The following is a 13,226-nucleotide window of genomic DNA, read 5'->3' as shown; positions in this document are numbered from 1 at the left end:
AGTGGATACGGAAAAACAGTCGGCCAAGTCTTTACTGGATGTTGGAAGTGTCGTCACAGTTTGTAGGCAACCAGCCAATCGCTTGTGAGAGCTGCGGGTGCAGCTACTGGCCTCTTCGCGAGCAGGCTCGCTCCCACAGGGAAACGCATTCCAGTGTGGGAGCGAGCCTGCTCGCGATGGCGGTATCAAAACCGCCGCAAATATTCAGCCTGAATCAAGCCTGCGCCGGCGCACTGACTACCGGTCTTTCCGGCTTGCGCAGCGCCTCCAGCCTTGACTCGCTGTAGCGCGTTTCGCGGAAGAAGCGCCAGTGGCCGAACAGGTCGTAAACATGGGTGATACGCCCTTGTTCCTTGTAGCCCAGACGCACATGCATCTTCAGGGCCTGGATATTGGCGTTGTCGCAGATATCCACCACTTTTTTGTACCCACCGGCGTCCATGACTTGCCAAAGTGCGGTCTGTGCGTCGACGGTCAAGGTGCTGCCGAAATAGGGGCGGGCAATTTCGGCACCGAACTGGAAGTACTCACCGGGCTCGATCGTGAACGTGTAGCGGTAGAAGTGGCGATCGTAATAGTCGCGGGTGCTGGCCCAGACGAACCCGACGGTGTGGCCTTCCTGGTCCAGGTACATGTGCCCCGTGTGCCCTTCAGCGGCCAGTTCGGCCATGGTCTGCACACGGTCACCAAAGTACTTGCCGAAAGCCTTGGCGTTGTCCTCGGTGATGTCGACTCTATGTAAACCTTCACAGGGGCGCAGTTTGTTCGGCGCGATCGGCGTGACCAGATCGCGCTCCATCCACAGCAATTCACGGTGAGCGAAGACATAACGTTTGCCGAAAGCGCCAAGGGTGCGGCGCAGGCCTTTTTGTTTGATGCGCTGAAGCAGTCTGTCGATGACGTTCATGATGCTCTCCGAGGCGCTAGCCCAGGTGTGGTGGATGAAGTTGCAGGTTGTGTTGCGGATGTATTTGCCGCTTTCGGTTTGCCGGCACGCTGTGCGCGCCATTTTTGCAGGGCCGGTTTGACGCAGTACCAAAGACGCAGCCCCAGGCCCAGCAGCAAGCCACTGGGGCGCCATGAGTAGAAGCTCCAGCGCCAGTGTTCCAGTTGCCCGGTCATGCGCTCGTGCAGTTGATGACTGGAGTTTTCCAGGCTGACCCGCGAGGCATCGATCCAGTGCCATTGCTCGGCCAGGCCCCAGCGAATCCATTCCTCCAGCAGCACCCGACCGCTGCCCAGATCGGCATGTTGCGGCAGGAACGCCAGGTTGTAGTCGTAGAGTCGGCCCTGCTCGAGCAGGCCCAGCCGATAACTGATGCAGCGGCCGTCCAGCTCCAGCGTCACCACTCGCACCAGCCCTTGAGCGGCGAGGGCGGTGAAGGCGTTCTGTATCCATTGACGACTGTGGTCAGTTGCGAAAATGCCGACGCCCTCGTCACCTTTCCAACTGACCGACTCGACTTCTTGCAACGCCTGTAAAACCGTAGGCATCGACAGCGCATCGGGAGTGATTCGCCGTACTTGAGCGCCGCACGCGGCAATCCGTTTGCGCGCCCGACGCAGTTTGTAGCGCGGGTCGCCGGAGACTTCCTGATGGTCGGCGTCGCTGATCAGATGCACCGGCACCCGGCAACTCAGGCGCCGTTCAGCAGTAGAGCTAAGCGCCATCCAATCGGTGAGGGCGCTTTCTTCCCCAGCAGGTTCCGACAGTTCGTTGAGTTGCAGCAGCGCATGGGGCAGGCGCTGACGGATCAGCATCAGCGCATCGCGCATATCCTCTGCGCCGAGCAACGACAGCAGGGCCAACCGATCGGCCAGCGGATAACCCAAGTGGCGCAAGACGCGAAATGGCACGCCCGCGAAGCGTTCGCGGCTGGACACCAGGGGCAGGCACAGGCGCAAAGCCTCTGCTTCCCAGCCGAGCAGAACGTGCAGGCACTGATTCTCTTCCAACGCCTGCTCTGCTGCGCACAACCAGCCGAGGTGGTTGAACGGCGTGTGATCGGCTACGTGAAGGCGCAGCGTTTCATACGCGGTTGCCGGGAAGTCGGCAGCGCACAGCGAGGTGCGCCATTCAAATCGCATCACCATAGGTTCAGGCCGCCGTTGCTGGGACAGGTGGACGAGAATTTTTCCGCAGTGCCTCCAGGCGCGAGCCGCTGTAGCGGGTTTCGCGGTAAAAGCGCCAGCGACCGAACAGCGTGTAGATATTCATGATCCGCTGTTGTTCGGTATAGCCCATGCGCAGGTGCAGCTTGAGCGCCGGGATGTTGCTCGAGTCACAGACATCGACCACTTTGCGGCAGCCTTTCTCAGCCATGGCTTGCCACAGGCGCACTTGCACATCGACTGACAATTCGCTGCCCCAGTAGGCACGGGTCATTTCGCCACCGAACTCGAAGAACTCGCCAGGTTTCACCGGGAACCGGCAACCGTAGTAATGCCGATCAAAATAGTCGCGCGGCGTACCCCAGATGAACGCCACGGCATCGCCATGCTCGTCGACATGCATATGCCCGGTGTGACCTTCACTGGCGAGTTCGGCCATGACGCCGACACGGTCGCCGAAGTAGCGGGTGAAGGCGCTGGCGTTGTCTGCGGTGATCTTCATTACGCGCAGTGGCGGGTACGGTTTGAGGTTGTGCGGCGGCACGGGGCTGACCAGATCCCGTTCCATCCACAGCAGTTGCCGATGGGAAAAAATGTACATTCTGCGGATCTTCGCCAAGGTCGCTCGCAGACCTTTACGACGGATATGTCCGCTGAGTTTTTGCAAGATTTCCATGGTCTCTTCTCCTGATGAAGGTGCCGCGCGCAGCATCACGCTCGCAGGGCCGAAGGGCGGTTCATGACGCGTTCCAGTTCAGGGCAAACAGGGTTTGCCCGGGTAATTCGAAACGCACGCGCCCGTTTTCGCAGGCGAACGGTGCGTCGCGGGCGCGATTGTCAGCGCCGAAGAAATGCAGGGCGCCGAGGTTGAGCGGGCACTTGGCGCCGCTCAGAGCAACGCGTTGCAGGCGTGTGCCTTTGTTCACCCCGAGCAAAGTGCGCTGCTCGTCGCCGGCCATCGCCAGCACATCCACTTCGAAAGCGTCGTTGTCCAGTTGCAGCACGTGCGGCAGCCAATGCCGAGCGATGAATTGCTGGGCCAGGCCCACCGGTTTCAGCTCGAAGCGATCGCCGGCCAACACGCGCACCATGCCCTTGGCGTAGGGCGGTTCGTCGGCCGCCTGAAACCAGTTGAGCATGCTCAGCAAGCCGTCCTGAGAAGCATTGATGACGACCGATGTCCACCACAGCGCGGCGTAGTGAGTTTCCTGCTCGTACGGGCTCAGGCTCGAGCCGCTGGACAGATTGGTCTGGTCGAGCAGCAAGGCCTTGCGCGGCTGACCGTGGCTATCGAGTCCCACAAGATCGGCGGCGCGGCGCACGCTGTCGCGGTAGACGCGAGTGGCGAGCAGGTCGCGGATCATCCATTCGTGCCAGGCCAACGCGTCAATCTGATCGGGCGCTTCACTGAGCAGACGCCGTGCCCAATCGATCCCGCGTTTGTCTGCGGCGTTATTGGCGAACGGGCCGTTGACCAGACGCGAAGTGGCCGGCATGGCGATGCGCACACCGGCACTGGCATTGGCCGGATTGCTGCGCACCTGTCGGGCCATGCTGACGAAAATCGAGCGGTATTCGTCGTAGCTCGAATAGTTGAGGTTCGGCTCGTCGGCGAAGCCGATGTAATGCGTGCCTTGACCACCCAAGGCACGAGTGCCGGCGAGCCACGTCTCAAGGCCGTTGCTGCTTTGCACATCGGCGCGCAGATTGGCCTGACGCCCGGTGCCGGCGAGCAGGGTGATGTCCTGGCGGATGCCGAAGCGCGTCTGATAAAGCTGACGAACCGGGTCTTCGAAGCGGGCACTTTTCGACGTTATGTCAACGTAGCTGTAGTAGCTCGCCGCGCTCGGTTTCAACGCATCCAGTACGGCATGACTACTTGCGGGCGGCATCAGATTGGGCAGCGCGATGCCCAGGTCCGGAGTGCGCCCGAGTACCTTGGCGTGCAGGGTCAGGCTGACCTCACCCGATTCTTCATGCACTGGCTGCAGCTGCTGCGGATTCTGCGCAAACAGGTTGGCCGTGCCATCGAGCCAGAACGCCGCTTTGCCGCTGCCCTGCAGGCGCAAGCGCCAGGTCTGAGGCCGGTCACTGACCGGCAAGGCCACTTGATCGAATTGCCAATAGGCGCGGTGGGGCTTAAGGGCCAGCGACAGCTGTTGTCCATCGTCTACACGCTGTGCTTGCAGCGCGTTGACGCCGCCATGGTATTTGCCGTTCAGCACCGCATGCTCTCCCGGTGCGACCTGGAAAAACAGCTCAGTACCATTGCGGGTTTCGACGCTGAAATGCACTTTGGCCGGACTGAACAGCGCCACGGTGGTGGCGTCATGCTCGACGCGGTAACTACGGAAGCTGTAGCCGGGAATCTCCAGGCGATAACCGGCAGCTCCCGGCACCAGCGGCCAGCTTTGCGAACCGCGAACCTCACTGGCCTTGATGAAGCGATCACCTTGCAAGCGGCCATAGCCGTCAAGCAGATAGATATGCTCTTCATTGGCCTCGGCCTGCCACGCCGGAACCCAGCGCACGGTGACTGTATCCGGGCGGTCGGCTTGCAGATACAGGCTGCCGTCGCGAATGTCGCCCCACTGCATCGGCGCAGCGAAGGCGTTCAGCGTCATGCCGAGTCCGAGCAGCAGGGCCAGGCGCTTCATGCGGCTTTCCTGCGGTGCAGCATCAGCCACATCGGGCTGAGGTCACCGGGCAGAATGAACAGCGTGTGCCAGAACGGCACGCCGCTCAGCCTGCAATAAAGCACCAGCATCGCCAGGGTCACTGCCAAATAGGCGATCGAGGACGCCGCCGCTGCTCCGACGATGCCGTAGCTGGGGATCAGCAGCAGGTTCAGGCCCAGGTTAAGCAACGCCCCAACCCCCATCATCAGCGAGACCGTGGCAGGGCGGTTCTTGCCGATCAGGTCCAGGCGCAGAATGCTTGCGTAGCACAGGCCCAACAGCCCCGGCAGCAAAGCCAGCAGCGCCGGATATGCCGGTTGGTAGGCGACGCCGAACAGGGTGATGATCAGCCATTCGCCGATCAGCGCCATGGCGATGCAGGCGCAGAGCATTACCGTGGCGGTCAGACGCAGCGCCAGCGGCGTAACCTTGTCCATGCCCTTGTCCTGTTGCAGCAGACGCTTCATCAGCGGTGTGGTGACCGCTTCCGGAACGATCAGCAACAGTTCAGCGGCGGCGCTGGCCATGGCGTAATGGCCGAGCGCGCTGCTACCGAGCAGGGCGCCGATGAACAAGTAATCGGAGCGCAGAATGACCTGTTGGAACAGCAAGTCCGGATGGCTGCGTGCACTGAATTTCAGCAGCTCCTTCTGGCTTGCACGATCCCATTGCAGTTGCAGCGGCTGTGCGCGTTTGAGCCACATCCAGCCCACCAGTACCACCAGGCTGATACCGGCCAGCCAACTGATGAGCGCCGCTTCGAGTGCCGCCTCTTTCCACATCCAGAACAGCGCAACAAAAAGCAGTAATGGTGCCAGCGATTCGATCAGACGCAGGACATTGAAGGCGACCACTCCACCCGACGCGTTGTGCAAGGTCAGCAGGCCGCTTTTGAGCACGGTCAGCGGTACCGCCAGCAGCAACAGCCAGGCCAGCAGACCGAGCTGCATCGTGACATCGAGTTCGCTGCCAAATTCTCGCGCCAGCGCCACCACCAGCAACGTCAGCAGCCCGGCCAACAGACAACCGAACACCAGCACTTGAGCGAGCAACAGACCCATCGGCCGCTGGTTGGCCGCTTGATAACCGACCGCCGAATTCAAGCCGCCGCTGGTGGCCGCACTGATTAGATCCGGCAGGGTGCTGAGCAGGGCGAACAGGCCGCGTTCGCTCGGCCCGAGAATCCGCGCCAGCAACACATTGCGCAGCAGGCGCAGGGCGATCATCGCCAGTTTGGTGCCCATGCTCAGGGCGAGGTGCTTGATGTAGCTGCCGCGACTCATGGCCGTGCCCCGCGAAAGATCCGTAGCGACAGCAGCTCCGGATTGCGCGCGGTACGTTGGCTGACGCCGAAGCGCGGCAGGTTCAGCGGGTCGCCGGCGCCGCGATAGAGTCCGGTGGACGTGCCAAGGGCAAAGGGATAATCGTGATTGGCGACCTGCTCGCGCACGCGCTCATCGTTGTCGCCGTTGGGGTAGCAATACACCGGCAGTGGCCGATTGCAGCCGTTGTGCAGGGCGTCGCGGCTGCGGCTGATTTCTTCGTGCAGACGCCTGTCATCCAGGCCAGTGAGGATCGCATGACTGGCGCCGTGGGGGCCGAATCGCACCAGTCCGGAGGCTTCCATGGCGCGCACCTGATGCCAGTCCAGCGCTTGCGGCAGAGAATCCGGCGGACACTCATTGGTCAGATGTTCAAGTTCCTGCGGATCGAGGCTCTTCAGCCCTTGCAGGTAATGCAGCAGCGCCAGGCTGCGTCGGTCGACATCGATGTCGTCGAGCAGCACCGGCAGCGGATGACCGGTGATGCGCAGGTGCTCGATCAGGTGCATGCGCGCCTTTTCGCCATGGCTGCCCCACAGCGTTTCACCGACGCTTTCCCACCAGAACCGTTGCCGGCTGCCAATGAAATCGGTGGAAAGAAAAATGCTCGCCGGCACCTGATATTTCTGCAACAGCGGATAGGCATTGACCGCGTTGTCACGCCAGCCGTCATCGAAGGTCAGCGCCACGCGCGGGCGCTCGGTGCGAAGGGCGTTGGGCTGCAACAGCTCCATCAGCGGCACGCAATCGAAATGCTTGCGCAGCCATATCAGCAAGTGTTCGAACGCCTGCGGGCCGACACACAGTTCATTGCGGTGCGGCAGGTTGGCGGCACGGTCGTTGGCCAGCACCCGATGGAGCATCAGGATGACTCCGGCCCCGTGCAACTGGCTGCGCCCCACGGACGAGTTGAGATAGAGCCAGCCGCTGGTGCGTTTTATCAGTTGTTTGATAGCCATGGCATGCGCCCTCTCAACGATTCTGGTCAGGATTCCACTGTACGTACCGTTGCCCGCGCAGGAACTGCCACAGGCCGACGCTCATGCCTGCCAGTGTCACCAGCAGGAATGCCGCGAGGCGGAACGGTTTCGGTAAACGGTGTTGCGAATCCAGCAGGCCGGCGATGGCAATCGAGTAACCGAGCAATTGCGCGATCAGGCTCAGGCGATAGAAACCGTGCTGGTTCCACAGCCAGAAATTGCTCAGCAGCAGCGGCAGCAACAGCACCGGCGCCAGTCGACGAATCAGTTTGTGGCTGATCAACGCGATCGAATACAGGCCGTGCTTGAAGGGATTGAGCAGTTCACGGCGTTGCGCCAGGCTCTGCAGGCCACCGACGGTGACCCGCTGGCGGCGACGCCATTGCTTGTCCGCTTCGTCGACGCCCTGATCGATCACCTGCGCCTCGGGCACGTAGACGATGCGTTTATGCGCCACCGGTGCGCAGGTACTGATGAAGAAATCATCGTTGACCTCGGCCGGCACGGTCTGGAACAACTCGCGACGCAGGGCGAGCAGGGCGCCGTCGGCGGAGACCATGCAGCCGGTGCGATTCTCGACCCGGCGCAACCAGCCTTCGTAATGCCGATACAGACTGTCGCCGATGCTCAGGCCGCCACCGGCAACCGGGATCACCATGTGCCCCGCGCAGGCGCCGACCTGCGGATCGCTCAACGGCGCGAGCAAGTGGCCGAGAGTGTCGCGCGACCATTGGTTGTCGGCATCGGTGAACACCAGAATGTCGCCGCTGCTCAGGGCGGCGCCGGCATTCAGGGTGGCGGCTTTGCCCTGGCGCGGCAGGTCGAGCACGGTGATGCGCGGATCAATCACTTTGTGCGCGCAAGCCACGGTGTCATCGGTCGAACCGTCGCTGGCCAGAATGATCTGCAACGCGGCCGGCTGATAGTCCTGAGCCAGCAGCGTGCGCAGCTTGTGCTCGATATGGCGTGCCTCGTTGTGCGCGGCAATCACGATGCTGACGTTCAGCGGCGGTGCGGGGGCATGTCGCCAGGCCGGGAACAGCGGCGCGAGCAAGGTGAGCAGCAGCGGATAGCCGATGTAGGCGTACGCTGGCAACAACAGGCACAGGCAAAAAATGAGTTCAGCCACGGGCAGGCCTCCTTGCATTCCAATGACACAGACCGAGAATCAATGCTGCGCTGGCCAAGTGCAGGCGCACCCAGTGCAGGCCCCAGAGCTGCAAGGTCAGGCTGAGGTTATGCTGGCGAATGCTCTGCCGCACACTGAGCAGCAGACTGGGCAACAAGCCCGCCATCAGCAGCAGCAACGCCTGCTGCGCGTGGCCGCCCAGCAATGCGACGATCGCCAGAGCATCGAGCAACCACACCAGCAATGACAGCAGCGGAAACCGCAGCAGACGCAGGCTCATGCCGTGGGCGCGGAGCAATTGCAGATGACTGCCCTGACGCCACAGTTCCTTGCCGACCCATTCGCGCCAGGTCATTTCGTAGCCCCAATGCAGAGCGATGCTGGTATTGACCGACAGCAGGCGAGCACCGTGCCTGTGCAGACGCAGGGTGTATTCCTTGTCCTCGCCGGTGCGCAGGGTTTCGTTGAATCCGCCGACCTTGTCGAACCACTGCTTGCGCATCAGCAGGTTGGCGCTGGGCAGCCATTGCACAGTGCGCGTGGCGCGGCTCGACGGCCGCAACGAGCGGCGTTGCCACGCGGCGGCGAACCATGGCGCGGCGGCAGGGGTGTGCAGGTCAAGGCCGAAGACGTCGCCCTGGTCGCACGCAGCCAAAGCCAACATCTGCTTCAGCCAGTCTTCCGGCATCTCGATATCGGCATCAATGAACGCCAGCCATTCACCACGGGCAACCGTGGCGCCACGATTGCGCAAGGCGCCGATCAGCAGGCCGGGCAGCAGCAGAACCTGCGCGCCGAATGCGCGGGCAATCTGCGGCCCTTCGTCGGTGGAGCCGTTGTCGACGACGATCAGTTCACAGTCGATGTCGGCTGCGTGCGCGGCCTTGCTGGCGGCCAGTAGCGTTCGGCCGATGTGCCGGGCTTCGTTGAACATCGGAATGACAATGCTGATCCGGCTCATGCTTTGGCCTCCGTCAGCGCTGCCTGCTCGGCTTTCAGGCGCAGCACCCAGGTCAGCGCCAGCATGATCCACAGGTATTTCAGGTTCGGCGCACTGAGGAACATCAGGAACAGCGTCAATGACAGAAAGCTCATGCCCAGATGGGTAACCATGCCTGCGTGCTGCCACTCGCGCCGTTGCAGCCACGTGCGTCGTGCGCGGATCAGGTTGTAGAAACCCTGTACCAGCATGCCGACAAACAGCAGGCCGGCGGGAATCCCCAGTTCGCTGAAGATCTCCAGATAAGTGTTATGCGCCCGGCGGTACAGGTCGCCGATCTTGCGGTTGGCCGAGAACGCCTTGGCATAACCGGTGGTCGCGTAGTGCAGCGGGAAGGTGCCAGGGCCGGAGCCGAGCAGCGGATGCTCGCGAATGATCTGGCTGCCAACGACTATGTAGGAGGCGCGACGGCCGAGGGATTCGTCCTGGGCCTTGGCCCCGGCGCTGAGGATGCTCAGCGACTGAATGCGTGCCAGATAACCGGCCGGCATCGCATAGATCGCCAAGGGCAGGATGATCGCAGCACCGAGCATGGCGAAGCCGAAATGCCGTGGACGAATGCGGGTCAACTGCTGGCGGTAGTGCCAGACCCCGATTGCCAGACTCAACGCCAGTACCACCAGCCCTGAGCGCGACTCGGTTTTGGTCATGCCGCCGAGCAGCAACAGACAGCAACCAGCCCAGAACAAACGGTGCAGCAGGTTCGGGCTGCGAATCACCAGCAGCAGGCCCAGCGGCACGGCGAAAGCGATCAGCAGGGCAAAGGCATTCGGGTCTTCGAGCAGGCCGGCGGCGCGGCCCTTGTCCTGGAATCGGCTGGAAAACATCGCCATCGCGCAGGTCGTGCTGACGCTGAGGGTGACCAGTCGGGCGAACAGATCCAGATTCAACTCACGGCCGATCAACAGGGTGATCACGAACAGGACCAGGCCCACGCTCAGTTCACGCAGATGAGTCTGCGACATGCCCAGATTGTCGCTGGCGAACAGGCTCAGCAGGTACAGCGCCATGAAACCGATCAGGTAACGCCACAGATTGCTGCGCAGGCGCTGCGAGGGGATCTGGTACAGCGCCAGTTGCAGCATCACGATTACTGCCAGCGAGGCACCGATCAATTTGCTGCCCGATACCGAGCTGTCCTTGAAGAAACCTTCGAACGGCACCAGCGCGGCAATGCCGAGCAGGCCCCAGGTCGGCTTGCGGTACAGAACGGTGAAACCGACCAGACCAATAACCGCCCCCGGCGCCAGATACGGCCAGGGACTGGCCAGCAAACCGAGGCTGACCAGGGCGAACAGACTGACGATCGAGAGCGGGAAAATCATGCGCGTGTCTCCCGTGCCGTTTGGATGTACAGCTGCGACCAGCGTTCGGCCAGAGCCTTGAGGTCGTAGCGTTCCTGTTGGGTGCGTCTGGCGTTGTCGCGCAACTGCGCGGCCAGCTTCGGTTCGGCCAGCAGTGTGTCGAGCTGGCGGGCGAGGGCGGCGGTATCCGTCGGCGCCGCGAGCAGGCCGTTGTGACGATCCTGCAAGACATCCGGAATACCGCCGACCGCGAACGCCACCACCGGCACGCCGGCCTGCATCGCTTCGAGCAGAATCATCGGAGTGCCCTCGGTGCGCGAGCTGATCACCAGCGCATCGAGTTGCCGCCACCAGCCTTGCATCGCCGTCTGGTAGCCCGGTAGGCGAACCCGCTGCTGCAACCCGGCAGCGTCGATGCGCGCCTGCAAGGCCTCGCGTTCCGGTCCGTCACCGAGCATCACCGCGTCCAGTTGCGGATGCTGGTGACACAACGCAATCAGCGCATCGAGAAACAGGTCCGGGCCTTTTTCACTGCTCAACCGCCCGACGTAACCGGCCAGCCAGCGTTGCCGCTCTGCCAGCGGCGGCATCGCTGGCGCCGCTGGCAGACCGTTGGGAATCACCTGCAACTTCTCCGCGCGCACGCTGGCCTCAAGGTGCAGCGTGGCGATGCTTTGCGCCACGCAGACCACCCGTTTCACCGACGCCGTGCGGCACAGTTGCAGGCTCAGCCAGGTGTAGAACTTCTGCTTGCGACTGCGTGGAGTGAAGCCGTGCTGGGTGATCACCAGCGGCAGGCGCAACAGCGTGGCGCTGACCCAGCCGAACAACAGCCCTTTGAAGTTGTGGGTGTTGAGCAACGGTTTGTCGCCACGGCGCTGACGCAAGTGCCGCAGCAATTCGCCGAGCCCGGCACAAGCGCGAGCGTCCACCCCGGCCTCACGAAAGCGCGCGATCAGTTCTGGCGGCGCGTCGAGGAACAGCACCTGGTGCTGCCCCGGCGTGGCCAGGCAATGATCCAGCAACATCCGCTCGGCCCCGTAGAAGCCGCCGCTGCTGAGCAAATGAATGATCGGCAGGGCGACGATTGGGGTGGACACCGCGTTCAATTGCGCACCCAGTGAACCAGGCTCGGCATGGTCCAGTTCTTGTGCGGATTGCCCGGCTGCGACGTTTCTTCGTTGAGCACCAACAACACTGGCACGCCCAGTTCATGGCTGATTTGCGCCGGATGCTTGAAGCGATGGTCGAAGAACTCACGCACATAGACGAACGCGATTGCCAGCAGCAGCCCGGTGAACAGCCCGAATGGAATGATCAGCATCGGCTTGGGAAAAGCCGCTTCGGTCGGCTCGAACGGTGGACTCAATACCCGGGCGTTGGACAGGTCGTTGTCCAGCGCGCGTGTCGTGCTGCTTTCGGCAAAGCGTTGCGCATAGGTGGAAAACGCTGCGTGCAACGCGCCGATCTCGGTGTCCATCTGGCGCAGCTTGCTTTGGGTCTGCTGCAATTGATGGATGCGATTCTTGAACTCGGCAATGCGCGCGGTTTTCTGCTCGATGACCTGGCTCACCACCGACAGGTCGATCGTGCGTTCCTGGATGCGGTTGTTGACCACTTTGAGGAACTGTTGGCGCGTGCGGGCAATTTGCTCGCGGGCCAGCAACATCGGCTCGCTGCCAGGCTGGAATACCGCCAAGTCATTCATATAGCGGCTGACCTGAGTGGTCAGCGCCTCGCCCATCTGCCTGATCTCGCGATCCTCGAACGCAATGTTGTCCACCGTCGTGGTGAAGGTGAACGGGAAGGTGTAGTCGTTGAGCTTGTTGGTGTTGGCGGCGGCCAGGCTGGTTTTCAGGTAATCGAGCCAGCGTTGGCTCTGCAGCAAGCGATCGCGATACAGGTTGAGTGCCTGCTCTTCGGTGTTGATCGCGTTGAGGCGAAAGGTGATTTCCTCTTTCGGGTCGGAAGAACCGACGCTTTCCAGCAGGCTCAGCCGCGCGCCTTCAAGACCATCGAGCCGCACCTGATACTGATGCTTCTTGGTTTCGTAGAACGAATGCGGCAGCTCGATCGATTGCAACGCCTGACGATCGACCAGATAGTTCTGCAGCAACGCGGCAACAAACGTTGTGCCCTGGGCCGGATCGGGGAAGCTGTAGACGATCGAGATCACATTGGAACCCGGCAGGGTTTCGATCTTCAGGTTGTCGATGGCGTCCTGGGTCAAACCGTCCAGTGCCGTGTCGCGCACCGGATCGGTTTGCATGCCCAGCGCATCACGCAGCGGATTGATCACGTATTCGCGCAGCGGCGTGCTGACGTAACGCTTGAATGGCTCGCCCGCCAGCTTGCTGAGCATCCCCGGCGGCGGGTTGTACTGACCCATGTCGCGCAGTTCGCTGATGGTCTGACGGATCAGCGCCGGCGAACGGAGGATGTTGCTTTCGGTTTCCATGTCCGCCAGCGACGGCGGAATGAAGGTGGCGCTGTCCTGGGTCAGCGAGGTGGTCGCATCGCCCTGAGACAGCTTTTTCGACTGCACGATGACCTGCGCGGTGATATCGAAGCTCTGTTTGAGCAGCAACGGCAGGAGCAGGGCGATCACTGCAAAGGTCAGGAAGATGCGCTTCACCGTTTGCTTGTTGGCGAAGAAAATCCTGAAGAACTCATGCAGGTAATTTTCTTTTGGGTTCATGTC

At 62.0% G+C, this 13,226-nt stretch carries 11 protein-coding genes; all 11 read right to left on the bottom strand.

The features are described from left to right. Nucleotides 1-214: 214 nt before the first annotated feature. The 11 genes from OC605_RS13145 to OC605_RS13095 all read right to left on the bottom strand — a co-directional run bounded on the left by OC605_RS13145 (nt 215) and on the right by OC605_RS13095 (nt 13,223). On the bottom strand, nt 215-907 hold the full coding sequence (locus OC605_RS13145; protein ID WP_262137544.1) for an N-acetyltransferase: 693 nt from the start codon (nt 905-907) through the stop codon (nt 215-217). Then, the gene (locus tag OC605_RS13140; protein ID WP_186565430.1) at nt 904-2,094 is read right to left on the bottom strand and encodes a GNAT family N-acetyltransferase; all 1,191 of its coding nucleotides are present in this window, start codon (nt 2,092-2,094) and stop codon (nt 904-906) included. Before OC605_RS13140 ends, OC605_RS13145 begins: the two co-directional genes overlap by 4 nt. A gap of 4 nt (nt 2,095-2,098) precedes the next feature. Then, nucleotides 2,099-2,788, bottom strand: coding sequence for an N-acetyltransferase (locus OC605_RS13135; protein ID WP_262137541.1), 690 nt, complete (start codon nt 2,786-2,788; stop codon nt 2,099-2,101). 61 nt (nt 2,789-2,849) lie between these two features. Beyond that, on the bottom strand, nt 2,850-4,769 hold the full coding sequence (locus OC605_RS13130; RefSeq protein WP_262137539.1) for a hypothetical protein: 1,920 nt from the start codon (nt 4,767-4,769) through the stop codon (nt 2,850-2,852). After that, the gene (locus OC605_RS13125; RefSeq protein WP_262137538.1) at nt 4,766-6,073 is read right to left on the bottom strand and encodes an oligosaccharide flippase family protein; all 1,308 of its coding nucleotides are present in this window, start codon (nt 6,071-6,073) and stop codon (nt 4,766-4,768) included. The genes OC605_RS13130 and OC605_RS13125 overlap by 4 nt, the downstream gene beginning before the upstream one ends. After that, nucleotides 6,070-7,071: a polysaccharide deacetylase family protein gene (locus tag OC605_RS13120; RefSeq protein ID WP_262137536.1), complete on the bottom strand. Its 1,002-nt coding sequence runs from the start codon at nt 7,069-7,071 to the stop codon at nt 6,070-6,072. The genes OC605_RS13125 and OC605_RS13120 overlap by 4 nt, the downstream gene beginning before the upstream one ends. 13 nt (nt 7,072-7,084) lie before the next feature. Next, complete coding sequence (locus OC605_RS13115) at nt 7,085-8,221, bottom strand: glycosyltransferase (RefSeq protein WP_262137534.1); 1,137 nt, start codon at nt 8,219-8,221, stop codon at nt 7,085-7,087. After that, nucleotides 8,214-9,182 (bottom strand): glycosyltransferase, encoded by a 969-nt coding sequence (locus OC605_RS13110; RefSeq protein ID WP_262137532.1) that lies wholly within the window; start codon nt 9,180-9,182, stop codon nt 8,214-8,216. The genes OC605_RS13115 and OC605_RS13110 overlap by 8 nt, the downstream gene beginning before the upstream one ends. Then, complete coding sequence (locus tag OC605_RS13105; RefSeq protein WP_262137530.1) at nt 9,179-10,546, bottom strand: O-antigen ligase family protein; 1,368 nt, start codon at nt 10,544-10,546, stop codon at nt 9,179-9,181. Before OC605_RS13105 ends, OC605_RS13110 begins: the two co-directional genes overlap by 4 nt. Further along, nucleotides 10,543-11,634, bottom strand: coding sequence for a glycosyltransferase family 4 protein (locus OC605_RS13100; protein ID WP_262137528.1), 1,092 nt, complete (start codon nt 11,632-11,634; stop codon nt 10,543-10,545). Before OC605_RS13100 ends, OC605_RS13105 begins: the two co-directional genes overlap by 4 nt. After that, on the bottom strand, nt 11,631-13,223 hold the full coding sequence (locus OC605_RS13095) for a GumC family protein (RefSeq protein ID WP_056784537.1): 1,593 nt from the start codon (nt 13,221-13,223) through the stop codon (nt 11,631-11,633). The genes OC605_RS13100 and OC605_RS13095 overlap by 4 nt, the downstream gene beginning before the upstream one ends. Between the last annotated feature and the right edge of the window lie 3 nt (nt 13,224-13,226).

The sequence above is a fragment of the Pseudomonas sp. Marseille-Q5117 genome (assembly GCF_946901175.1).
In the GTDB taxonomy this organism is placed as follows: Bacteria; Pseudomonadota; Gammaproteobacteria; order Pseudomonadales; family Pseudomonadaceae; genus Aquipseudomonas; species Aquipseudomonas iranensis.
This window is presented reverse-complemented; position numbering and strand designations above follow the sequence as displayed.